The sequence below is a fragment of the Candidatus Aminicenantes bacterium genome (assembly GCA_026393795.1).
Lineage (GTDB): Bacteria > Acidobacteriota > Aminicenantia > UBA2199 > UBA2199 > UBA2199.
Window position 1 is genome coordinate 1 of the sequence record JAPKZL010000216.1, and the last position, 21,777, is coordinate 21,777.

Annotated in this window: 22 protein-coding genes; 8 read left to right on the plus strand and 14 right to left on the minus strand. The window is 61.2% G+C overall.

The window, feature by feature from the left end:
* Positions 1-94: 94 nt before the first annotated feature.
* Entirely contained in the window at positions 95-436 is a 342-nt protein-coding gene (locus tag NTW95_10525; protein MCX6557847.1) for a cupin domain-containing protein, read from the minus strand.
* A 120-nt stretch (positions 437-556) separates the two neighbouring features.
* Between NTW95_10525 and NTW95_10530 the strand changes: the two genes are divergently transcribed.
* Genes NTW95_10530 through NTW95_10540 form a run of 3 tightly spaced genes read left to right on the plus strand, consistent with a single transcriptional unit; the run spans position 557 to position 5,558 of the window.
* On the plus strand, positions 557-3,238 hold the full coding sequence (locus tag NTW95_10530) for a GAF domain-containing protein (protein ID MCX6557848.1): 2,682 nt from the start codon (positions 557-559) through the stop codon (positions 3,236-3,238).
* Entirely contained in the window at positions 3,225-4,046 is an 822-nt protein-coding gene (locus NTW95_10535) for a DUF72 domain-containing protein (protein MCX6557849.1), read from the plus strand. Before NTW95_10530 ends, NTW95_10535 begins: the two co-directional genes overlap by 14 nt.
* An 18-nt stretch (positions 4,047-4,064) precedes the next feature.
* Complete coding sequence (locus NTW95_10540; protein MCX6557850.1) at positions 4,065-5,558, plus strand: hypothetical protein; 1,494 nt, start codon at positions 4,065-4,067, stop codon at positions 5,556-5,558.
* Positions 5,559-5,862: 304 nt separating this feature from the next.
* Here NTW95_10540 and mscL read toward each other — a convergent pair whose 3' ends face one another.
* The 5 genes from mscL to NTW95_10565 form a co-directional block, all read right to left on the minus strand.
* Positions 5,863-6,279 (minus strand): large-conductance mechanosensitive channel protein MscL, encoded by a 417-nt coding sequence (gene mscL / locus NTW95_10545; GenBank protein ID MCX6557851.1) that lies wholly within the window; start codon positions 6,277-6,279, stop codon positions 5,863-5,865.
* A gap of 27 nt (positions 6,280-6,306) precedes the next feature.
* The gene (locus NTW95_10550; GenBank protein ID MCX6557852.1) at positions 6,307-7,059 is read right to left on the minus strand and encodes a thioesterase; all 753 of its coding nucleotides are present in this window, start codon (positions 7,057-7,059) and stop codon (positions 6,307-6,309) included.
* 14 nt (positions 7,060-7,073) lie between these two features.
* Positions 7,074-7,523, minus strand: coding sequence for a GNAT family N-acetyltransferase (locus NTW95_10555; GenBank protein MCX6557853.1), 450 nt, complete (start codon positions 7,521-7,523; stop codon positions 7,074-7,076).
* A gap of 70 nt (positions 7,524-7,593) precedes the next feature.
* Complete coding sequence (locus NTW95_10560) at positions 7,594-9,000, minus strand: TrpB-like pyridoxal phosphate-dependent enzyme (protein MCX6557854.1); 1,407 nt, start codon at positions 8,998-9,000, stop codon at positions 7,594-7,596.
* 131 nt (positions 9,001-9,131) lie between these two features.
* Complete coding sequence (locus NTW95_10565; GenBank protein MCX6557855.1) at positions 9,132-9,527, minus strand: Trp family transcriptional regulator; 396 nt, start codon at positions 9,525-9,527, stop codon at positions 9,132-9,134.
* Between the two features lie 9 nt (positions 9,528-9,536).
* Here NTW95_10565 and NTW95_10570 point away from each other — a divergent pair, with 9 nt between their 5' ends.
* Together NTW95_10570 and NTW95_10575 are read left to right on the plus strand one after the other, a co-directional pair.
* Positions 9,537-9,935: a hypothetical protein gene (locus NTW95_10570; GenBank protein ID MCX6557856.1), complete on the plus strand. Its 399-nt coding sequence runs from the start codon at positions 9,537-9,539 to the stop codon at positions 9,933-9,935.
* Between the two features lies 1 nt (position 9,936).
* A complete protein-coding gene (locus NTW95_10575; protein MCX6557857.1) occupies positions 9,937-10,719 on the plus strand; it encodes a GNAT family N-acetyltransferase in 783 nt (260 codons plus the stop codon).
* Here the strand turns inward: NTW95_10575 and NTW95_10580 are convergent.
* From NTW95_10580 to NTW95_10605, 6 genes are all read right to left on the minus strand, one after another.
* Complete coding sequence (locus NTW95_10580) at positions 10,706-11,275, minus strand: hypothetical protein (protein MCX6557858.1); 570 nt, start codon at positions 11,273-11,275, stop codon at positions 10,706-10,708. The two genes, NTW95_10575 and NTW95_10580, sit on opposite strands and share 14 nt — an antisense overlap.
* Positions 11,272-12,273, minus strand: coding sequence for a hypothetical protein (locus NTW95_10585; GenBank protein MCX6557859.1), 1,002 nt, complete (start codon positions 12,271-12,273; stop codon positions 11,272-11,274). Before NTW95_10585 ends, NTW95_10580 begins: the two co-directional genes overlap by 4 nt.
* A 10-nt stretch (positions 12,274-12,283) precedes the next feature.
* The gene (locus tag NTW95_10590; protein ID MCX6557860.1) at positions 12,284-13,213 is read right to left on the minus strand and encodes a peptidylprolyl isomerase; all 930 of its coding nucleotides are present in this window, start codon (positions 13,211-13,213) and stop codon (positions 12,284-12,286) included.
* A 154-nt stretch (positions 13,214-13,367) separates the two neighbouring features.
* Positions 13,368-14,207: a hypothetical protein gene (locus NTW95_10595; GenBank protein MCX6557861.1), complete on the minus strand. Its 840-nt coding sequence runs from the start codon at positions 14,205-14,207 to the stop codon at positions 13,368-13,370.
* 89 nt (positions 14,208-14,296) lie between these two features.
* Positions 14,297-14,659, minus strand: a complete 363-nt coding sequence (locus NTW95_10600; protein MCX6557862.1) for a hypothetical protein — start codon at positions 14,657-14,659, stop codon at positions 14,297-14,299.
* Positions 14,660-14,711: 52 nt separating this feature from the next.
* On the minus strand, positions 14,712-15,212 hold the full coding sequence (locus tag NTW95_10605; GenBank protein MCX6557863.1) for a hypothetical protein: 501 nt from the start codon (positions 15,210-15,212) through the stop codon (positions 14,712-14,714).
* Positions 15,213-15,308: 96 nt separating this feature from the next.
* Between NTW95_10605 and NTW95_10610 the strand changes: the two genes are divergently transcribed.
* Both NTW95_10610 and NTW95_10615 read left to right on the plus strand, forming a co-directional pair.
* Positions 15,309-16,811 carry a pitrilysin family protein gene (locus NTW95_10610; protein MCX6557864.1) on the plus strand — a complete coding sequence of 501 codons (1,503 nt, stop codon included), beginning with the start codon at positions 15,309-15,311 and terminating at the stop codon, positions 16,809-16,811.
* A gap of 11 nt (positions 16,812-16,822) precedes the next feature.
* Positions 16,823-18,910 carry a pitrilysin family protein gene (locus tag NTW95_10615; GenBank protein ID MCX6557865.1) on the plus strand — a complete coding sequence of 696 codons (2,088 nt, stop codon included), beginning with the start codon at positions 16,823-16,825 and terminating at the stop codon, positions 18,908-18,910.
* Between the two features lie 30 nt (positions 18,911-18,940).
* Here NTW95_10615 and NTW95_10620 read toward each other — a convergent pair whose 3' ends face one another.
* Positions 18,941-20,041 carry an OmpA family protein gene (locus NTW95_10620; GenBank protein MCX6557866.1) on the minus strand — a complete coding sequence of 367 codons (1,101 nt, stop codon included), beginning with the start codon at positions 20,039-20,041 and terminating at the stop codon, positions 18,941-18,943.
* A 309-nt stretch (positions 20,042-20,350) separates the two neighbouring features.
* Between NTW95_10620 and NTW95_10625 the strand changes: the two genes are divergently transcribed.
* The gene (locus NTW95_10625; protein MCX6557867.1) at positions 20,351-21,007 is read left to right on the plus strand and encodes a phosphoribosylanthranilate isomerase; all 657 of its coding nucleotides are present in this window, start codon (positions 20,351-20,353) and stop codon (positions 21,005-21,007) included.
* 23 nt (positions 21,008-21,030) lie between these two features.
* On the opposite strand, the gene NTW95_10630 is transcribed toward NTW95_10625, so the two are convergent.
* On the minus strand, positions 21,031-21,777 hold a 747-nt coding region (locus NTW95_10630), incomplete at its 5' end, for a hypothetical protein (protein ID MCX6557868.1).

Below are 21,777 nucleotides of genomic sequence, written 5' to 3' on the forward strand. Positions count from 1 at the left end.
TTGAAAAGGTGGAATAGGAATTATATTTGCTATTATGATCCGAAAGTAGTAGTGACATGTCGCGACCTGTCCCTACAAATTCATTATATTTAACTCAGGCCTGGATCGGGATAACGCAGAGGAATTTCAGCACGCTCTCTCCCGTGTTCTCGAACTGGTGCTCCTCGTCGGGCTCGACCAGGGCGAAGCTGCCGGCGCTTACGGCATGGCGGACGCCCTTGCCGTTGATCCTGCCGTGCCCCTCCAGGATGAAGATTTCATGCTCCATGGCGTGGGCGTGGTAGGGGGAATGGCCGCCGGGCTGGACTTCGAACAGCCGCAAATAAAAATTGGGGGCTGGCGAATCCTTGCCCAGCAGCCAGCGGATGGTCATCGCTTCGGCTCCGGGCATGGTGACTTCTTCGGCCGGCACCTGCCGGTATTCCTTGACGATCATGGGACCTCCTCGGCAACAACACAGCTTATCCACCATGTATCATAAAATCGCGGGCCAGTAAAGGCGGCGGCCCGAGGTATTGTATTTTTCCCGAAAAGGGGATACCCTTAAGCGGATATCATGCTCAAAGCAGCGCTAAAGAAAAAAAGCCAGCCCATTAAAAAAAAAACATACGCCCAGGTCCCCGCTGACAAAGTAAACGCGGTCCTGCTGGAGATTCTCAAGGCGGTGACCCTGACCAACAAACTGCCCGAGCTGCTGGCCACCATCCGCAACAAGCTCGCCCCGGTCGTGGACACGCGCAACTTCTACCTCGCCCTGTACGATCCCGAAAGCGAATCGTACACGTTCCCCTATTTCGTCGATGAGTACGATACCGGCCGGCATTTCACTCCGGTGCAGATGAAGAAAAGCCTGACCGACTACGTGCGCCGCAGTGGCCGTACCCAGCTGGTCGATGAAAAGAAACACCGCTGGCTGCAGCGGAGCGGCGAGCTGGATCCGGTTGGCACGCTGTCCAAGATCTGGCTGGGGGTGCCGTTAAAAATCGCCGCCAAGGTGATCGGGGTACTGGTGGTGCAGAGCTACCACAGCAAGACCGCTTACGCTCAAAGGGACATCGACCTGTTCCATTTCCTGGCCGAGTACATCGCCCGCATTGTCGACCGCCGCCGGGCCGAGGAAGAGCTGAAAACGTACCGCGCCGAGCTGGAGGCGCAAGTGGGCAAGCGCACCCTGGAACTGGAACTCGCCAACCGCCGGCTGGAGGAGGAGGTCAACCGCCAGCGCCAATCGGAGGTCGTGCAGTCGGCCCTCTACCAGATCTCCGAAAAATCGAGCCAGGCCGGGGACATGGACGTCCTTTTCCAGGCCATTCACGGCATTATTTCCAGCCTGCTCTATGCCCGTAATTTTTACATTGCCCTGACCGACACCTCCGGGCAGATGCTCAGCTTTCCCTATTTTCTCGATGAATTCGATGCCCAGCCCAAGCCCAAGAAACTGGGCCGCGGCCTGACCGAATATGTCCTGAAAACCGGGCAGCCGCTGTTGGTTTCCGACCAACAGGTCGACCAGATGGGCGCGGACGGGCTGATCGAGCTGATCGGAGCTCCCTCCTGCGAATGGCTGGGCGTTCCGCTGAAGCGGGGCGAGCGCAGCTTCGGCGTCCTGGTCGTGCAAAGCTACCGCGAGGATTTTCACTATTCCGAGCGCGATCGGGAATTGCTGATCTTCGTTTCGCAGCACATCGCCTCGGCCCTGTGGAACCGCCAAGCCGCCCGCGAACTGGCGGAATCTGAGCGGCGCTACCGCACCATGTTCGAGGAGTCGCAGGACGTGATCTATATGGCCGACATCAACGGCAACCTGACCGACATCAACCAGGCCGGGGTCGAGCTGTTCGGCTATGCGTCGCGGCCCGAGCTCCTGGGAGTCAACATCACGCGCGAGCTCTATGAAAACCCCCGCGACGGGGAAAAATTCCTGGCCGCCATCCTCTTGTCGGGAACCGTCAAGGATTACGAGATCAATCTGAAGACCCGCAGCGGCCAGCCGCTGGTGGCGCTGATCACGGCCCGGCTCGAGCACAACGAGAACGACCGCATCATCGGCTACCGCGGCATCATGCGCGACATCACCGAACGGAAGCTCCTCGAGCAGCGCTATTTGCAGGCCCAGAAGATGGAATCGATCGGCTTGCTGGCCGGCGGCATCGCCCACGACTTCAACAATATCCTGGGCGGCATTCTCGGTTACGCCTCCTGGCTGAAAACCAACCTCAAGGAAGACGATCTTTTTTTCAGGCCCGTCGACACCATCGAAAAGAGCGCCCAGCGGGCCGCCGAGCTGACTCGGCAGCTGCTGGCCTTCGCCCGCGGCGGCAAGTACGACATCAAGGCCGCCAATTTGAACAGCGTCATCGTCGAGTCGCTGAAGATCATCTCCGGCACCTTCGACAAGTCGATCGCCATCGAGACCGATCTCGATGACAGCCTGCCGACGGTCGAGATCGATATCGGCCAGATCCAGCAGGTGCTGATCAATCTGTGCGTCAATGCCCGCGACGCCATGCCCGGGGGCGGGCGGATGGCCATCCAGTCCTCGATGGCCGTCTTAAGCGGGAGCGACGTCTTCAACCAGCCGGGCGCCAAACCGGGCTGGTTCGCTGTGCTGGCGGTCAGCGACACCGGGATCGGCATGGATGACGGCATCCAGCAGAGGATCTTCGAGCCGTTTTTCACCACCAAGGAGAAAGGCAAGGGGACGGGGCTGGGACTGTCGATGGTCTACGGCGTGGTCAAGAACCATGGCGGCTTCATCAACGTCTACAGCGAGGTCGGCGTCGGCTCGACCTTCAAGATCTACCTGCCGCTGAGCGGCAAGCCGGAGGCGGTGGAGCACGGCTGGGAGGAAGAGGTCGCCGGCGGCCATGAATCGATCCTGATCATCGACGACGAAGAGGTGATCCGCCAGGTGGCCGGCGAGATCCTGTCCAGCTTTGGCTATCGGGTCCAGCTTGCCGCCGACGGCGAAGAGGGCGTCGCCATGTACAAAAACCTGGAGCCGCGCAGCGACCTGGTGATCCTGGACATGATCATGCCCAGGCTGGGCGGCCGGGAAACCCTGTTGAAATTGAAGGAGATCAACCCCGAGGTCAAGGTGCTCTTTTCGACGGGCTACAGCCAGAACGAGAAAGTAAACGAGATCATCGCCCTGGGGGTCAGTGGCTTTATCCAGAAGCCATACCAGGTCAATGGCCTGCTGTCCAAGGTGCGGGACATACTGGATGGCAGCGCTTGAGGGGATCGCTCTCGGGCCGGCGGGCTGGAGTTATGCAGACTGGCGGGGCACGGTCTACCCCGAGCCGCTTCCGGCGCATTTCAACCAGCTGGCGTTTTTGGCCGCGGAATTCGATTTTGTCGAGGTTAATACCAGCTTCTACCGCATCCCGTCTCCCGTCCTGACCCGGGGCTGGGTCGACAAGACCGCCGCCTGCCCGGGATTCGACTTCTGGCTCAAGCTGCACCAGTCGTTCACCCACGAGGGCAAGCTGGAGAAAACCATGATCGCGGGCTTTCACGCCTGTCTGGAGCCCCTGGCCGCAGCCGGCAGGCTGGCGGGAGTGCTGGCCCAGTTTCCCTATTCGTTCAAATTCACCCCGGCCAACCTGGCCTTTCTCGTGAAGCTGTCGGGCCGTTTCGCCTCCTGCCCCCTGGCCGTCGAGTTCCGCCACCAGAGCTGGCTCGAAGACGAGGTGCTGGCGGTTTTCCGGGAAAACAACCTGGTCTGGGCCAACATCGACCAGCCGCTGGTATCGGCCTCACTGCCCCTGACCGCCTTGGTTACCGGCAGGGAGACGGCCTATTTGCGGCTGCATGGCCGCAATGCCAAGGATTGGTTTTCCGGCCAGGGCCGTGACGCCCGCTACGATTATTATTACAGCGCTGCCGAGCTGGGCCGCCTGGCTGAGGTCGTGGCCCGCTTGAAAGAGCAGGCAAAAAAGGTCTTCGTCTCGGGCAACAACCATTACAAGGGAGCGGCGGTCAAAAACCTGCTGCAGCTGAAAGAGATCCTGCTCAAGCGCCGGCAAGCGGCGCTGGGCAGTTAAAAAGCCGCCAGGCCAGTCATGAAACGCTTTTTTTTCTGGTTATTCCTGTTACTGGGTTTTTTCGGTCTTCTTTTTGTCGGCTTGAACCTTTTTGACTCCCGATTCGGACCGCTGCCGGCAAAGGGGACCGAGCCGGCGGCGAGCCTGGAGGCCGGCAACGGTTTTTTCATTCTCTGGGGTTTTGCCGCTGGAGCCGGCAGCGATCCGCAGGTGCCCGCTTTCCAAAAGGAGATCCGGGCGTTGGTCGACGCCCCGGCTGGGACCGGCAGCCCGCGTTTGCGCTACGGCCAGTGGCTGGCGCGCCTGAACGCCGCCTTTCGCGGCGAGTGGCAGGGAGGGGCCAACCTGTACGTCCCGCAGTTGCCGGCGGAGGACCTCTGCGCCTATTTCGCCTCTCGCCGCGACGCGATCCAAGAGCAGCGGCTGCGCTTGGCCGTGCCGCTGCAACGCTATGAACAGGTCGTTCGGGCCGCCGAGCTCGCCGATTTCACCCCCCTGGGCTGGGAGTTCCCGGCGCGCAGCTTCCTGCTGGCCACCCATGCGGCCAAGCTCTTTGCCGCCTCGCGGATCGTGGCCGCAATCGACGGCGGCTGGCTACCGGCCTGTGCCGATCTGTTCTCTGCCCAGGCAGCCGGCTTCAAGCTCATCGCCTCCGGTCGCACGCTGATGGTCAACCGGCTGGGCAAGACCATGGTCGAGCTGACGCTGCGCGCCCTGGCTGCGCTGCTCAACCGCCGCGATTGCCCGCCGGTCGTTGCCCGGCTCGTTCTGGATCAACTTCCGGTTCGGCCCGTCCGTGAATTCGGCACGCAAGCGGCCAGGGATTTCGCCTGGATGAGTTTCGGCCGCGCCCTGGAGCGGGTTCAGGAAGAAAAGGTCATCGACCCTTCACTGCTCAAGGATTATTTTCGCGAGCCGGCCCGCTTTTTCGCCCTGGAAAGATTTGTGGCCATTTCCGGGCCGCGCTTCTTCGCGACCATCCACGCCCTGGCGGCTTTTTTTTTGAAAAAGAACGAAAGCACAGCCGCGCTGCACGCCTTCTGGGACCACGTCGGCCGTTTGGAGGAAACGCCGCCGGCGCTGTGGATGGAGGGGCCGCGCCCGGCGGCTCACCTGGCGGCCGACCTCGATGGCGGCCCTTTCTGGTGGCTGCGCAACCCGCTGGGGAAAATGATGGTACGCTCGGCGGTGCCATTCACCTGGCCGGTGCTGCAGCATTATGTCTACCGCAGCCATGGACTGAAGGTCCGTTACGATCTGACCCGGCTGCTGGCCATGGCGCGGCTCAAGGCCGAACCCGGCGGGAGCTTGAGCCGGGCCGCGCTGCATGACCTTCTGGCCACGGCTCCGGAACAGGACCCTTTTAGCGGCAAACCGTATCTGTTCAACCCGGAGTCGGGAATGCTTTACGGCGTGGGCCCTGACGGCAAGGATGATAGCGGCCGCGAATTGCCGACGGCGTGGAAAGATTCCGACATTGCGGTGCCGATAAATTTTATTAAACGAGATTAAAAATCCATCAAACCTTCTATATTGGAATGGAAACGTGGGTAGGGGTTCAATACGAGATCAAATGAGATCATATTGAACCCCTACATTCTGATTGATCGGCCTGGGCAGGGAACGCAAATTTGCGTTCCCTTCAGAAAAAAAACTACAACTATGGGATTCTACAATACCTTATCTGCCTTTGCCCTCAGGATATCCCTGATATCTCGCAGTAGCATCTCCTGAACAGGCGGCGCCGGCGGCAGCACAAACCATCCGCCGACCTTGGCGGATATGGTTTGTCTGTCCCGCAGACGCCTGAAACTATTCACAATATTTTTTCACCTTTGCTTCTCAAAATATCGCGAATATCTCGCAGTAGCATCTCCTGAACAGGCGGCGCCGGCGGGGCAGTTGGAGCCTCTCCCTTTTTCCGCTTCAGGGCGTTCATCCCCTTGACCACCAGGAAAATGGCGAAAACCACGATCAGGAAGTCGATAACGGTGTTGATCAGCATGCCGTATTTCAGGGTCACGGCTGGCGCGCTGCCAACGGCGGCTTTCAGGGTGATGGCCAGGTGTGAAAAATCGACGCCGCCCATCAGCAGGCCGATGGGCGGCATGATGACGTCGTTGACCAGCGAGGTGACTATTTTTCCGAAAGCCACGCCGATGACGATGCCCACGGCCATGTCCATGACGTTGCCGCGCATGGCGAATGTCTTGAATTCCTTGACGAATCCCATATGTCCCTCCTTTTCGTATTTAAAAAATCAAACGGCGGATGCCCTGAATGTCCAGCGCAACCGCGTCAGCTCGCGGCCACTGGCCGCGTCCTGCAGGCTCTGGCCAACGATGGTCTTGTCCCCGGTCCGCGCGCGTTCGCTGCGGCAGAGGATCTCGTCGCCAAGGCGGGCTTCGCCCATGAAGGCCGCTTCCATGGCCAGCGGCCCGGGTGGGATGACCCGCTCGGAAAGGGCGCGCAGCGCCCAGTCGAGGTATACGGTGTTGTTGACATGGTCGTTGATGTCGATGTCCGCCGCTTGGGCCCGGTACGACGCCCGGCTGCCGGCCTGCCCCAGCGGCGGCAGGGGAGAAAAGTCGTCCATGACCATGCGCTCCGGGTGGCGGCTGAAAACGGGCAGGAGAGGATCGAGGCGGGACAGCCGCCGCGTCTCCTTTTTCATCATGGCCCAGGCGGAGGTGGCGCGCAACTGCTCCCGCCCGCCGCTATCTTTCACTTGGAACTCGCGCACGGCGAAGAGGCGGTGGCGTCCCGCGGGCCAGGTGGCGATTTGGATGGTCTGCCCGGCCGGGGGGATGGCTTGCACCTGGACGTGGAGGCGGGCCAGCACCCAGGTCAGCCCCTTGGCGTGGAGCTCGCGCATCCCCGCGCCCAGTTTCGCGGCATTGCGGCCGGCCGTCTCCATCATCTCCTCGAGCATGGCCAGCAGCCGCCCGGTCCGGGAAGCATCCCCGGCGCCCGCGGGCATGACGAACGTTTCGTTGTAGACGCTGGCTTCCATTGCCTGTTATTGTTTTATTCCTTGATTTCGTTCAAGTCGCGGATGATGTAGACGTCGTAGTCGCCCAAGCGCTGGAAGCCGGCTTTCGTGTAGTAATGAATGGCCCGTTCGTTGTCGCGGTGCACCTCGAGCTTGATCTGGAGGCCCGTCTCCTTGGCGATACGCAGCGATTCGCGCAGCAGCGGTTTGGAAAATCCCCCGCCCTGGAATTTCGGGTCGATGGCGAAGTGGTGCAGATGCAGGCGGCGGCCGTCGTTGGTCAGCCAGGAGGTGCCGATCACGGTGTCGCTTGCCTTGTCAACCAACACCAGCAGGCGGCCGCTGCGGCGCAGCGTGTTTTCGATCACCTCGGCCGTGTCGCCCCGCCCCGGCGTGCTTATGCCGGTCCGTTCCCAGATATCGGCCACATGCGGGTAGTCCGCGGCCCAATAATCGCGGATGGTGTAGGACGCTTCTTTTTCCATGGCACTATTTTAACAAATAGCGAATTGACAATTCAATAGAAGCGGCCAAAAGGCGGCCGTCGGTACCTGTTTACCAGCGCCCGCTCCTTTGCAGCCTCGGCCGGGGGAAATGCTCGGTTACGGCGAGCGAGCGGTGCAGCTCCGCTTCGGACAGCTCGTGGTTGTGCAACTGGCCGCGGAAGTAAGCGTCGTAACCGTTCAGGTCCATCAGGCCATGGCCGCTCAGGTTGAACAGGATGACCTTTTCCTTCCCGGCCTCCCTGGCCCGCTTCGCCTCCTCGATCACCGCGGCCAGCGCGTGGCCCGTTTCGGGGGCGATGATGATGCCCTCGCTGCGGGCGAAAAGGACCGCCGCCTCAAAGCATTCCAGCTGGTTGTAGCTCCGAGGCGAGATCAGGCCCTCGACGGCCGCCTGCGAGACCAAGGGCGCCATGCCGTGATAGCGCAGGCCCCCGGCATGGATCGCCGGCGGCATGAAGGCGTGCCCCAGGGAGTACATGGGCAGGAGCGGGGTCAGCCGCGCCGTGTCGCCGTGGTCGTAGAGGAAGGGGGCGCGCGTCAGGGTCGGGCAGGAGGCCGGCTCGACCGGGATGATGTCGATGTCCGCCCCCGCGATCTTGTCGCAGACGAACGGGAAGGAGAGGCCGGCGAAGTTGGAGCCGCCGCCCACGCAGGCGATGACCGTGTCCACCTTCTTTTCGCCGGCCTTGGCCAGCTGCTTTTTCGCCTCCAGGCCGATGATCGTCTGGTGCAGCAGCACGTGGTTGAGCACGCTGCCCAGCGCGTAGCGGGAACGGCCGCTGCTGTCGCTGACCGCGGCTTCGATCGCCTCGGAGATGGCGATGCCCAGGCTGCCGGGCGATTCTGGATCCTCTGCCAGGATGGCGCGGCCGGCGGCGGTTTCCACGCTCGGGCTGGGGACGCAGGCGGCTCCCCAGGTTTCCATCATCACCTTGCGCATCGGCTTCTGTTCGAAGCTGCACTTGACCATGAATACCTTGCACTCCAGGCCTTGAAGCGAGCAGGCGAAGGCCAGGGCGCTGCCCCACTGGCCGGCGCCGGTCTCCGTGTACAGGCGGCGGACGCCGAATTGGCGGTTGTACCAGGCCTGGGCCACGGCGGTATTGGCCTTGTGGGAGCCGGGCGGGGAGACGCTCTCATTCTTGAAATAGATGCGCGCCGGGGTGCGCAATTTTTTCTCCAACCCGGCGGCGCGCTGCAAAGGCGTGGGCCTCCAGCGGCAAAGGATCTCCAGGACCGCTTCGGGGATGTCGATCCAGCGCTGGCGGCTGACCTCCTGCTCGATCAGGTTCATCGGGAAAACGGGGCTCAGCGCGTCGGGGCTGACGGGCCGGCCGTCGGGGCCCAGCGGCGGCAGCAACGGGGTCGGCAGGTCGGCGGCCAGGTTGTACCACTGGCGCGGGATCTCGTTTTTAGCCAGCCGTAGGTCGTTCGCGTTCGCAGTTTTTTGTTTCATTCGCCTTCTCCTTGGTTTTGGAATAGGAAGCATGTTTCTATTTGAAGAAACATTCAATCATGGATCGGCGTTCGTGTCAAGAAAAATAATTAAAAAACATTTTCTAGGGGTGAAATGGGCGTAGTTCGGTCTTACTTTTTGATATGTCTTGGAGCGGTCTGGCGTCGCTGTTTTCTTTCCAGGACAGCGATCATGAGCTTGAAAGGCGAGTCCTTTTTCTTCAGCTCGCGCGAGCCGCGGGTGATCTTGCAGAGGCTGAGACCCAGCTGGCGGGCGATCTGCCGCTGGCTGTCCCCCCGGTCCAGGAGCTTGACCAGCTCCCAGCGCGACGATATCTCGCGGATCTCGTTGGGCGTGAGCAGGCTGTTCAGGAAGCGGAGAATGGCGCGCGGATCGGAGGTCGCGGCCAGGGCGCGGGCCATCTCCTCCATCGCTTTCGTCTTCTTGGCCGGAGTCATCTTGCCGTCATTGTCGGCAAAATCGTCCTGCTTGTCAAGTTCTCTCGCAAATAGTAAAATTCCCGCCATGGAGGAAACATGATGAAAAGGACTTTCGTTCTGTTTTTCCTGGTATTGCTTCTGGCCGCCTGCGTTTCGCCTGTGCGCGTCTATTATTTCCCGGGCGCCAGGCACTACCCGCCCACCAAAACCTCGTCTGTGGAGCTGTTGCGCTGGGAACCGCAGCGGCCGTACGAGGCTTTCGCCGAGATCCGCTACGATCCGCCGCGGGGGTACAGCCGCAACGAGGTGGAGTGGCGGCTGCGCGAGAAGGGAGCCGACATTGGCGCCGACGCCCTGGTGATCAGCGTGGATACCATCTACCGCGAAAGGGTGTGGGTCGGGCCATATCATTATTACCGCAATCCCCATGTCGGCCGCGCCGTGGCCGTGGTCCGCGACTTCATCATCGAAGCGGTCGCCATCCGCTACCATTGACATGAAGATCGTCGATCTGGCTCCGGAGCACGAAGCGATTTACTGCCAGTGCCTCGAGGAATGGTCGGACGAGATCCGCGAGGCGGGCGATCACAAGCGCGAATGGTACGGCAAGAACCGCGGCCAGGGATTGCGGGTCAAGCTGGCCCAGGACGACGCCGGCACGGTCGGCGGCATGATCCAATACCTCCCCATCGAGCAGTCGCCGGCCGACGGAGCGGGCCTCTATTTCATCCTTTGCGTCTGGGTGCACGGCCACAAGCAGGGGCGGGGCAATTTCCAGAAAAAGGGGATGGGCGAGGCCCTGCTGGCGGCGGCCGAAGCCGATGCCCTGGCGCTCGGCGCCACGGGCATGGCCGCCTGGGGAGTGTCGCTCCCGTTCTGGATGCGCGCTTCCTGGTTTAAAAAGCACGGCTACAAAAAGGCCGACAAGAACGGCATGATGGCGCTGATGTGGAAACCCTTCAGCGATGACGCCCAGCCGCCCGCCTGGATCAAGGCCAAGAAGAAACCGCAGCCCGAATCAGGGAAAGTCGTGGTTACCGGATTGCTGAACGGCTGGTGCCCGGCCATGAGCATGGTGCACGAGCGCGCCCGGCGCGCCGTGGCCGAGCTTGGGGACAAGGTCGAGTTCCGTGAAATCCGCACCGACGATCACGCCGTTTTCCTGGAGTGGGGGATAACCGACGCTCTGTTCATCGACAACAAGGAAGTGCGCAACGGCCCGCCGCCAAAGTACGAGAAAATTAAAAAGAAAATAGCCCGCCGGGTCAGGAAACTGTAGGCCGGCCGGTCGGCCGCGGACGAACCAGGAGGCGGTGCGCGCCGCGTTCGACCGCATAGAAGAGAGCCGCTGAAACGGCCAGCAGGAAGAGGCGATAGAACTGGAAGTCGGGGAATATCTTTTCCCAGCCTTCGAACACGCGGAAAGCGAGGTTGATGTTTTCACGGGCCGGGGTGACGAACCCCGACAGCACGTGCAGCGCCGCGATTCCGGCCAGCGCTTTCATCCAGGAACCGCGCGGAAAACCCGCCCGGCGCGCGTACCACAAAGCGATCAGCAAACCGCCCAGGTGGGTGAGCTGCGACGTGCAGATGAATTCGCCGCCGCCGGCCAGGTTGATCGTCCACAGGATGTTGCCCAGCACAAGCCAATGGATACTGACGGCGTTGAGCAAGGGGATGTCGGCCAGGATGGCGATGCCGGCCAGCAGGCAGCCCAGGTGGCAGGTCCACAGCAGGTTGGCCGGAGCGCCCCGCAGCAGCCATGTCGCGGCGTGGGCCATGTAGAAGACGATGGCGGCGAAGCCGCAGATCAGGCGCTTTTTGGCGTCGCTCATGCCAACGGGGCGGCGAGCAGCCCCCCAGGGGGACGGACGCAACCGTCCTGCCCCCCAAGGGGACGCTCGCTCGGGGAGACGAGCAGCGGCCGCTGGCGAAAGACGAGCAGGAAGAGCCAAGCCATGGCCACGAATAGCAGCTCGGTCCACTCTTCCCAGATGACGAACCAGGCCAGGTTGTCGCGAAACAGGGAAAACAGGACCAGCCGGAAAAAAGTGAACGAGAGGAAACCGGCGCCGGCGGCAAAAAGGAGCTTGGCCGACATCCAGGAGCGTTCGCGCCGCAGCAGCATCAGCAGCAGGGCGGCCAGCAAGAAGAGGGCGGTCGCGAGCGGCGCTAGGCGCGTCTCGAAAAACTGGTAAATGACGGGGTGGGCATAGGTGTACGGCGTGTTCAGTATCGCGGTCTCCTGGACAAGCGGGCAAAGCGGAACGAGCAGCGGCATGGCGCAAAGGAGGAGCAGGCAGGGGAGGACGAACATGAAGACCAGCCGCAGGCGGCAGGCGACGTCGGCGCTCTTGTAGCATTTCCCGCAGGCGGCAAGCAGCGCGCAATTCCTGTCAATGGCGCTGAAATGGACGATCCTTTCATCGAAGAACTCGGCGACGGCCAGGACAATGAAGCTGAAGGCGAGAACCATGCCGAGCATGTGCAGGTATTCGGCCGGCCACGAGCGTTCGCTGAAAAAAAGGTAATTGACGGCGCAACTCAGCTCGCCGGCAAAGAAGAAAACCATGGCCCATTTCAAAGCCGACAGGTCGGACGCGCGGCGGCGGCGCAGGAACCAGGCCAGCAGCAGGCTGAGGGCCATGTACAGCGGCTTGATGATAAAGGCGGTGACGACCGTGAGCCATTGCAGGGCGAGCGGCAGGCGCAGCGGGACGGCCTGCGCCGGACCGGTTGTCGCCGCGCCAAAGACCGAGGTTTTATACAGCAGCGGCACCAGGATGGCGATCACCACCAGAGCTGGAATCAGGGAAAAGGGTAATTTTTTCATTTACCGTGGATCAAAAGCCGCCGATGAGGATCAGGGCCAAGAGGGTTATGAATAAAAGAAAAAAAACAAGCCCCAGCACACGCAGCCAACTCGGGGCGCTTTCCAGGTCCCTTCGGCCGCTGGCCCAGGATGAACCCTCCCAGGCCGGCGATTCCCCCCTTGCCCATCGTTGACTGAGGAGGCCATGCCAACCCAGCCAGCCTAGCACAGCCAGGACCAGGAACAGGGTCGCGTAATCGGTGAATGTCATGCGTTCGAAGCCGGCGCGGATCGCCTCCCAGATCACACCGATGCCGGCCTTCCGCCACGGCCTTGATCCCGTATTCGCCGGCAACTCCGACGGCTTCATCAAGCGGATGAGCGAGGTGATGAGCACCGGTTTTTTCAGGTACTGGCCGTCGCGGTCCATACGCTGGATTTTCCTGACCACCTCCATCCCCTTGACCACGCGGCCGAAGGCGGCGAAACCCTGGCCATCGGGGTTGCGCCGGCCGCCGAAATCGAGCTCGGGCTGGCGGCCGATGCAGATGAAGAAGCTGCTGGTGGCCGTGCCGGGCGCGTCGCGGGCCATCGACACGGTGCCGTTCTTGTGCGTCAGGCCGGTGCGCGCCGTCGTCTCGTGGGCGACGGGCGGGAAGCATTTTTTTTCGTCCACATCGCCGCCCTGGATGACCTCGATCTTGACCGGGTTGTTCGGCTGGTTGTCGGGGGTGACGACGCGGAAGAACGTGCTGCCGTTGTATAGGCCAGCCTCGACGTAACGCAGGAAGTTGGCGGCGGTGAGCGGCACCTTGTCGGGGTAGACGCGGAATTGGATCTCGCCGGCAGTGGTGCGCAGGCGGCAGGTGATCCAGTTTCCCTCGCTCAGCAGGCAGGAGCGGACCCCGAGCGGCACGATGATGACGAATGCCAGGCTGGCGATGATCTTCAGCGCAGTCATTACCTGCTTCTTTGTATTTTTTTCAGCCATTGTCAGTTGCGTTCTCAGGAGAAAATAATAAAAAAATAGGACCCCACTGTCAATCTGTCAGGTTCAGGCGGTCAGCCGCAGGTACGGCTACGGCCAACCGCCCCGGAATGCCGGGAATTATTTTTTAGTCGAGGTCGACGTAGAAGCTGTCCACCTCAAGGTGCATGGCCTGGGTTTGCGTGTGGACGGCGATGGCCACGAGGCGCGGGTCGTAGGTACTGTCGATGAACGAATAAACCAGGGTATCATTGGCATACAATTTGTAATCGCTGCCGGTTTTGACGAGCTTGTAGGTGTTCCAGGTGCCCAGCCCGGTCAGGATGGCCGGACTGGCCGTCCAAGTCTGGATCCAGTCGTAATGAACGGCGGTTGAATTCGAGTAATTCCAGCCTTGCACCTTGCGGACGAAGTATTTGCCTTCGCCAGAGAACATGATCTGATAGCCATTGTCGGCCTGCATGCTGGAATCGGTGACTAGCAGCAGCCCGAAGGGGCCGACATGGTCGCTGATGCGCATGCGGCTGGTGACGGTGTAGTTGGCCTTGGTCCAGGAGCGGTTGTACAAGCTCCATTCCCACCACTGGGTGTTGTCACCGCCGCCCAGCGCTTTCTGGCAAATGTAATATCCTCCGGCCACGGTCCAGGCGCTCGGTGTCCGCGGCAGCCACAAGGCGTCGGCGGCGCTGTCGAAATCGTCATGAATCTTTTCCGAGTCACCCTTCAGAACCAGGAAATAGAGCGCCGCGGCGGCGGCCAGGACGCCGACCCCGATCAGGACCAGGGGCAGGATGCTTTTTTTCTTGACCACCGGGTTGCTGGGGGCGGTTTTTTCGACGGCCATGGGCGAAGCGCTTTCATCTCCCGATGCGGCGGGCAGCGGCGCGCTGGCCAGATAGCTGAGCCAGAGGAACGTTACCAGTACGGTCAGGGTGATCCACTTCTTGTTTCTCTCCATTACTCTCATTTTACCATTCCTCCTGAATACATAAAAAGCTATATTATGGGCCAATCATAAGTGGCTTAGAATGAAAAGTCAAATGACCGGGGAGCGTTTTATTCGAACGTCGCCCAGACCTTGTCCTTCTCGCAGTGCAGCGTGATGCGGCTGTGTGCGCACAAATCGATGTTGCGCCAATAGATTTCCGTGCCTTCAGTATCCTTGACCATGATGTCCCAGGCGCAGACTTCCTCATCGCGGGAAAAACTGATATCGACTTTCTCGCCGTCCTCCAGCACATCCTCGCCCAGGACATCCTCCTGCCAGTCTTTGGCCGAGACCGGCGATACGTAGACCTCGTCGATGGTAACTCCGGTCGCGTTCACCAGGGTGAAATCCTGGTCGGCGGAATAGACCGGCAGGGATAGGACCAGCAGCAGGGAGAGAGCACTCAGCGCGGCGGTTATTTTTTTAGTCATGCAAGCCTCCATTTTTTGTTAGCCGTGAGTGTGGCAAAAAATGGTTCGGTTGTCAAACCTTTTGATCGCCCGTTTTTTCCCCGAAGGTGCGGTCGGTCAGCGCCAGGATCGGATGTTCGCTGAGGTTCCAGTAAAGACAATAACTATAGGTGTCGAGGGAATTCAACTTGATCTTGACCTCGCGGCCGTGCAGGCGCAGGCTGCAGCAGCGGCGCCCGTTGTCGTAGTAAAGGCATTCGTAACAAAACGTCTGGAATTTGGGGTCATCGGCAATCATTTTTTCGAAATAGGCCCGGCGTTCGGCGGCCAGGGGGGGCAGCAGCGCATCGAGCTGGCGGTTTTTTTTGTCGTGCCGGTTCTGGTAAATATAATAGGCGATCAGGCCGCTGAACCCGCTGATCACGGTGCCGCGGACAATCCATAACCCGAAATAGCCCGGGTAGGCGAAGGTGGCGCTGAGAATGTCCATGACGTTCATGGCGCCGATGAAGGCAAAACCAATCTTCGCCCACCACTTCCAGTCGTGGAACAGGTTGGATAAAAAGTAATTCATCGCCTGTCATTATAACAGTCTTGCAAATCAAAGAAAAAACCTTTAAACTTTATTTTCGTAAAAAATATTTCCCATCGTCCGCCAAGGAGAGAAAACATGAGAAAAAATCGTTTGCGCGCCGTTTTTATCCTCGCCGCCGCTTCGCTCCTGATGCTGGGCCAGCTTCACGCCCAGGCGCTTGAGGGGCTGAAGCGCCAGGTGACGGAGAAAACGCTGAAAAACGGCATGAAAATCATCGTCATGGAGCAGCACCTGGTGCCGCTGGTCTCCTTCCACGTCTACGCCGACGTCGGCAGCGCCCAAGAAGTGCAGGGAATCACCGGCATTTCCCATTTGCTGGAACACATGGCCTTCAAGGGCAGCACCACCCTGGGCACCAAGGATAATGCCGCCGAGGCCAAGGTTCTGGACGAGCTTGACCAGGCGTACCAGCTCCTGAGCCAGGAGGAGGGGAAGCTGAAGCCCGACGCGGCCCGGCTCGCCGAGCTGCAGAAGAAGTTCGCCGAGCTGCAGCAGCGGGCCAAGGAATTCGTCGTCAACAACGAGTATTTCGATATCATGATGCAGAACGGGGACAACGGCGTCAACGCCTACACCAGCAGCGACGCCACCCAGTACATCAACTACCTGCCGGCCAACCGGCTGGAGTTCTGGATGGCCGTCACCTCCGACCGCTTCCTCAACCCGGTCTTCCGCGAATTCTACAAGGAACGCGACGTGGTCATGGAAGAGCGGCGCCTGAGCGTGGAAACCCGCCCCAACAGCAAGCTCTTCGAGGATTTTCTGGCCACGGCCTTCAAGGCCCATTCCTATCACCACATGGTGGTCGGCCACATGTCCGATCTGAAGCACCTCACCCGCCAGGACGTCAAGGACTATTTCAAGAAGTACTATTCCCCGGCCAACCTGACCGCGGCCATTGTCGGCGACGTCGATGCGCGCGAAGTTTTCCGCCTGGCCGAGCTTTATTTCGGCCGCATCCCCAGCGATCCCAGGCCCGAACCGCTGCGCACCGTCGAGCCCGAGCAATGGGGCGAGCGGCGGCTGACGGTCGTCGCCCAATCCCAACCCATCCTGCTGTTCGGCTATCACCGCCCGGCGGTCAGCCATGGCGACGACCTGACCCTGGAAGCCCTGTCCGACATCATCGGCCAGGGCCGCTCGTCGCGCCTGTGGGAGTCGCTGGTGAAAAAGGAGAAGGCGGCCGTCGCCGTCGGCTCGATCAACGGCTTTCCCGGCAGCAAGTACCCGAACCTGATCGTGTTCTACGCCGTGCCCAGCAAGGACCGCAGCGCCGCCGAATGCCTGAAGCTGATCGACAAGGAGATCGAGCGCCTGAAGACCGAGCCGGTCACGGCCCAGGAGCTGACCAAGTTCAAGCAGGGCAAGAAGAAGGCGACCCTCGACCAGTTGAAGTCCAACGCCTCGCTGGCCTCGCTGCTCACCTACTACGACGTGGTGCTGGGAGACTGGCGCCTGCTTTTTGATGAGATCAAGCGCGTCGAACGGTTGACCGCGGCCGACGTCAAGCGCGTCGCCAATACCTACCTGGGCAGCAACAACCGCACCGTCGGCGAGCTGGTCCCGGAAGGCAAGTAAGGGGGAACACCATGAAGAAGCATCGCGTCTTATTTTTGATCCTGGCTCTGGCCCTGACGGCCGGCCTCTGGGCGCAGAAGGGTCCCAAGGATACGTTCCAGTTCGGCAAATTGAACCCGCTGCGTATGCCTGACATCAAGCAGGTCACGCTGAAAAACGGCCTGCAACTGTTCCTGGTCGAAGACCGCACCCTGCCCACCATCGACATGCGCGGCATGATCTACTCGGGTACGGTCTACGATCCTGCCGAAAAAGCCGGCCTGGCAGCCATCACCGGCGAGGTCTTGCGCAGCGGCGGCACCGAGAAAATGAGCGGCGACCAGCTCGACCGCGAGCTGGAGACCATGGCCGCATCGATCGAGACCGGCATCAACGACGAGTCGGCCTTCATCGAGGTGTCGCTGCTCAAGGAGAACCTGGACAAGGTGTTGGCGCTGACCGCCGATATCCTGCGCCGCCCCGTTTTCGCCCAGGAAAAGATCGACCTGGCCAAGATCACCCAGCGCACGGTGATCTCGCGGCGCAACGACGACATCGGCAACATCTCCAACCGCGAATTCAACAAGCTGATCTACGGCAGCCAGAGCCCCTTCGTACGCCAGAGCGAATACGCCACCATCGATGCCATCGGCCGCGAGGATATCGTCAGTTTCTATAAAACCTATTTCCATCCCAACCGCATGCTCCTGGCCGTCTGGGGCGATTTCAGCTCCAAGCAGATGGTCGGCAAGATCAAGGCCCTCCTCGGCGACTGGCCGGCCGCGACTGCGCCCAAGCCCGAGCTGCCGAAGGTCGACTACCCGTTCGTCAAAACCGTCAATTTCATCAATAAAAGCGACGTCAACCAGTCGCACATCCTGCTCGGCCACATCGGCGGCCTGATGGACAACCCCGATTTTCCGGCGCTGACGCTCATGAACCGCATTCTTTCCTTCGACCGCATGTTCAAGATCGTGCGCACCAACGAGGGGCTGGCCTATTCGGTCTGGGGTGACTACGGGGCCGGCTTCCGCACCCCCGGGGTCTTTTCGGCCGGCGCCCAGACCAAGTCCGAGTCGACGGTCAAGGCCATCAATCTGATGCTCAAGGAGATTCAGCGCATCAGCGAGCAGGAGGTCAGCGACGAGGAGCTGAACCGGGCCAAGGATCAGTTCCTCAATTCCTACGCCTTCCTGTTCGAGACGAAAGCGCGGGTGATCAACCGGGTGCTGACCTACGCCTACTACGGCTACCCCCTCGATTTCGCCCAGCAGATCTTCAAGCGCATCGAATCGGTCGGCAAGGCCGACATCCTCAAGGCGGCCAAGCAGTGGCTGAAGCCCGAACTGGTGCAGATCCTGGTGGTCGGCAAGCAGGCCGACTTCGACCAGCCCCTTTCCACTCTCGGAACCGTGCGCGACATCGACATCACCATCCCGGTGCCGAAAACCGAGGCCGGACCAACGGCCAGCGCCGAGAGCCTGACCCAGGGGAAAGCGATTTTGGAGAAGGCGATCCAGGCCATGGGCGGCAGCGATAAGATCAAGGCGGTCAAGACCACCTTCAGCAAGGGCGACATGGTCACCCAGGGGATGACCTTGCCGGTGGAAATGGTCATCGCCTACCCGGACCGGGCCAAGTTCACCATCGACACCCCCGGCGGCCAGATGGTGATGCGCGTGTGCAACGGCAAGGGCAAGGCGCAGACGCCGCAAGGGCTTTTCCCCCTGCCCGAGCCCCAGGTGAAGAACATGCTGGAAAACATGATGCGCGACCCGGTCTGCGTCTGGCAGAACCTCGACAAGTACCAGGTGCAGCTGGTGGGCGAGAAGAAGTTCTACGACCAGGACGTTTTCGACCTGCTCCTCAGCGGCCCGGTCAGCTGCCATTACCTCGTCGACAAGAAGTCGCTGCAGATCGTCGGCTGCCAGTACCAGGGCATGACGCAGAGCGGCCCGGCCGCCATGGAGGACGCCTCCTCCGATTTCCGCGCCGTGGACGGCGTCATCCTGCCGTTCAAGAACGTGGCCCGGGCCGACGGCCAGGTCGCCACGGAAATGACCGTCAAGGAATTGAAATTGAACGTGGCCGTCAGCGAGGCCGATTTCAAGAGCGAATAGAACTGGTTCCGGGCGGTAGTTCCGCTCCGCTTATTCCCGCACCAGCTCCACCCTGCGGTTCTGGGCGCGGCCCAGCTCGCTGGCGTTGTCGGCGACCGGCTTACCGGCGCCGAAGCCTTTCGTCTTCAGCCTGCCGCCGTCGATCCCCCCGGCCACCAGGCAGGCCTTGACCGAGTCGGCCCGCTGCTGCGAGAGGGTGAGGTTGTGGCTGTCGTTGCCGGTCGAATCGGTGTGGCCCTCGATGGTCACTTTCCAGCCCGGCTCGTCCTTGAGCACGCCCAGGACCTCGTCGAGAACCGGCCTGGATTCGGAGCGGATGACGGCCGAATCAATGTCGAAGAGGATGCCGTAGACGCGCGCCCGCCCCTCGTTGAGCAGCTTCTTCTTCACTTCGCCGCCCAACGAACCCGACCAGTGGGGGCAGCCGCCGACCGCGTCGCTCAGTTTGTCACCGTCCCAACGGCCGTGGGGCGCCTGGTCGGCCCCTTCTTGGTGCCACCAGTAGCCGCGGAAGCTCTTGCCGTCGGTGGCGAAGACCATGACCGCCGGACCGGTGGATTTCCCTTCGTTCTCGCGCCAGGTGAGCTTCATCACCCGCCCCTCGATGGCGCCGTCGAGTAGGCCGTCGTTGGACTCATAACAGCCAAGCAGCGCTGTCCCCTGCTGGCGCAGATGAAACTTGGAATAGGAGGATTCGTAGGTGCCGGAAACGTTTCCCGCCGGAGGGGCGACGGCGGGTTTGGCGCCGTAGCCGCGGAAGCCGAGCAGCTCGGTCCACGATTCGCTGCCGTAGTTGTTTTTAATGGTCAACCGCACCCAGCGGCCGCTGACCGGCTTGGCCGCCTTGAACGACTGTTGGTCGGCCTTGGCCGCGAGGCCGGCCTGCAGGACGGCCTGGAAGCCGGACGCCTTGTTGGCGGCGGAGACCTCGACCATCACGTCCTTCGCCCCCGCTCCATCCTCGTCGATGCCCCCGGTGTCGAACTCGAAGCGCTCGAGCACGGCGGCTGCGACCATTTCGAAGACGAAGACGTTGTTCTGCGTTTTGCCTTCCGTACAGGCCCAGCCCGACTCGGGGCTTTCGTCGAGCAGGGCTTCGACTGGCCAGCCGCCGTAAGAGGCAGGCTCCACGACCGGCAATGTCCCCTCTTGCAGCGACAGCAGGTTAGCGATTTCCTTTTGCCCCTGGGCGAACGAGGTCCCGTATGGTATGCGCTAAAGACAGCGATGACGATCAAAGACAATACGATGCGTTTTTTCATCCTTCCACCTCCATCGATTGGCTCCAGCATAACGCCGGGGCGATCGTTTGTAAAGGTTGTTGCGTTTTTTTGCCCTGTCGAATAAAAATGACGGTCTTCTTACCCGTACGAAGCGCAATCACTCATATGCTGTACGGAATGGTGGAGTAGGGAATCGCCATATGCTATATTTACTACAATGCCTATAAAGACCAGGGTGAAGATCTGCTGCATCGCCTCCGAAGAAGAGGCCCGGATGGCCGTCTCCTTCGGCGCCTCGGCCCTTGGGCTGGTCGCCGCCATGCCCAGCGGCCCGGGGCCGATCCCAGACGACCTCATCCGGCGCATCGCCACCTCGGTGCCGCCGCCCATCGCCACTTTCCTGCTGACCTGCGAGAGGTCGGCCGAGGCCATCATCGCCCACCATCGCCGCACCCTGACCAACACCCTCCAGCTGGTTGATGCCCCAGAAAAAGGGGCCTATGTCGCGATCAGGAAGGAATTGCCCTATGTCAAGATCGTCCAGGTCATCCATGTCCGCAACGAGAAATCGGTTGACGAAGCGCTCGCAGCCGCGACGCAAGCCGATGCCCTGCTGTTGGACTCCGGCAACCCCGCCTTGGCCGTCAAGGAACTTGGCGGCACCGGCCGCGTCCACGATTGGCGCTTGAGCCGCCGCATCGTCGAGCAATCCCCAGTGCCCGTTTTCTTAGCTGGCGGCCTCAACGCCGGCAACGTCCGCGAAGCGATTGATCAAGTTCAACCTTTTGGCGTCGACTTGTGCAGCGGAGTCCGCACCGATGGCCATCTGGATCCGAATAAATTGGAAGAGTTCTTTAATGCTCTCTGGGAATAGAAAATAGTCGGTGGCCAACGGGATCAGGAGATCTGATCAGTATGATACGCCGAGGAGCGGTCGGTGGCGAGCAATGACCAAGCCAGGGCGCCGCAGTAGCCGCTCTCTCTGGCCGTAGCCGCGATCGCCGCAGCCGGTCGGGCCGAATTCCGGGTCGGGAACTCGCCGAGAAGCAGGGGGCGGTCGAGGCGAAGCTCCGAAACCGGGCGCTCCAAAGGTGCTTTCTCCTGCCAGCGGTCGTACCAGTGCACCTGGTAGAAATCGAGGCCAATAAAGCGCACCAGCGGCAACCCGGCCGCATTGCCCAACCCGACCGTGGCCAGCTGGCCGGTGCAGCGATGGACCAAGCGGGCTGTTTTCCTGATGAAGCGGCGCATGGACAAAAAGGGGACGGCGTTGCCGCCGAAGCCGCGCGTGGCCCACTCGGGCTCGTTGACGATGTCCCAGGCCAGGATCTCACGCGAGCGGCCGTAGCGCATAAGGATGGGCCGGATGACCCGTCGCAGCAGTGCCCGCTGCTTGTAGGGCTTGGCGACAACCTGGCGCCGGTCGTGGACCTGGACGCCACGGATCGTCTCGGCCTTGGCGAACCAGAGGAAATCGAGCAGGACGAATATAATCTTTAAATCGGCTTCCGCGGCGATTTCCAAGGCGGCGTCGATGTCAGCGAACAAGCGCTCGTCGGTCCCGAGCGGGGTTCCGGCCCGGTTGAAGTGGATGCCGGCGCGGCCGTCGCATAGGAGGAACCAGCGGACGAAACGTATGCCTCC

Coding starts and splice junctions, on each gene's coding strand:
- NTW95_10600 (MCX6557862.1), bottom strand. CDS start 14,659: ATGACTAAAAAAATAACCGCCGCGCTGAGTGCTCTCTCCCTGCTGCTG.
- NTW95_10525 (MCX6557847.1), bottom strand. CDS start 436: ATGATCGTCAAGGAATACCGGCAGGTGCCGGCCGAAGAAGTCACCATG.
- NTW95_10605 (MCX6557863.1), bottom strand. CDS start 15,212: ATGAATTACTTTTTATCCAACCTGTTCCACGACTGGAAGTGGTGGGCG.
- NTW95_10555 (MCX6557853.1), bottom strand. CDS start 7,523: ATGGAAAAAGAAGCGTCCTACACCATCCGCGATTATTGGGCCGCGGAC.
- NTW95_10590 (MCX6557860.1), bottom strand. CDS start 13,213: ATGACTGCGCTGAAGATCATCGCCAGCCTGGCATTCGTCATCATCGTG.
- NTW95_10560 (MCX6557854.1), bottom strand. CDS start 9,000: ATGAAACAAAAAACTGCGAACGCGAACGACCTACGGCTGGCTAAAAAC.
- NTW95_10570 (MCX6557856.1), top strand. CDS start 9,537: ATGATGAAAAGGACTTTCGTTCTGTTTTTCCTGGTATTGCTTCTGGCC.
- mscL (MCX6557851.1), bottom strand. CDS start 6,279: ATGGGATTCGTCAAGGAATTCAAGACATTCGCCATGCGCGGCAACGTC.
- NTW95_10530 (MCX6557848.1), top strand. CDS start 557: ATGCTCAAAGCAGCGCTAAAGAAAAAAAGCCAGCCCATTAAAAAAAAA.
- NTW95_10610 (MCX6557864.1), top strand. CDS start 15,309: ATGAGAAAAAATCGTTTGCGCGCCGTTTTTATCCTCGCCGCCGCTTCG.
- NTW95_10575 (MCX6557857.1), top strand. CDS start 9,937: ATGAAGATCGTCGATCTGGCTCCGGAGCACGAAGCGATTTACTGCCAG.
- NTW95_10615 (MCX6557865.1), top strand. CDS start 16,823: ATGAAGAAGCATCGCGTCTTATTTTTGATCCTGGCTCTGGCCCTGACG.
- NTW95_10535 (MCX6557849.1), top strand. CDS start 3,225: ATGGCAGCGCTTGAGGGGATCGCTCTCGGGCCGGCGGGCTGGAGTTAT.
- NTW95_10550 (MCX6557852.1), bottom strand. CDS start 7,059: ATGGAAGCCAGCGTCTACAACGAAACGTTCGTCATGCCCGCGGGCGCC.
- NTW95_10540 (MCX6557850.1), top strand. CDS start 4,065: ATGAAACGCTTTTTTTTCTGGTTATTCCTGTTACTGGGTTTTTTCGGT.
- NTW95_10580 (MCX6557858.1), bottom strand. CDS start 11,275: ATGAGCGACGCCAAAAAGCGCCTGATCTGCGGCTTCGCCGCCATCGTC.
- NTW95_10585 (MCX6557859.1), bottom strand. CDS start 12,273: ATGAAAAAATTACCCTTTTCCCTGATTCCAGCTCTGGTGGTGATCGCC.
- NTW95_10565 (MCX6557855.1), bottom strand. CDS start 9,527: ATGGCGGGAATTTTACTATTTGCGAGAGAACTTGACAAGCAGGACGAT.
- NTW95_10595 (MCX6557861.1), bottom strand. CDS start 14,207: ATGAGAGTAATGGAGAGAAACAAGAAGTGGATCACCCTGACCGTACTG.
- NTW95_10625 (MCX6557867.1), top strand. CDS start 20,351: ATGCCTATAAAGACCAGGGTGAAGATCTGCTGCATCGCCTCCGAAGAA.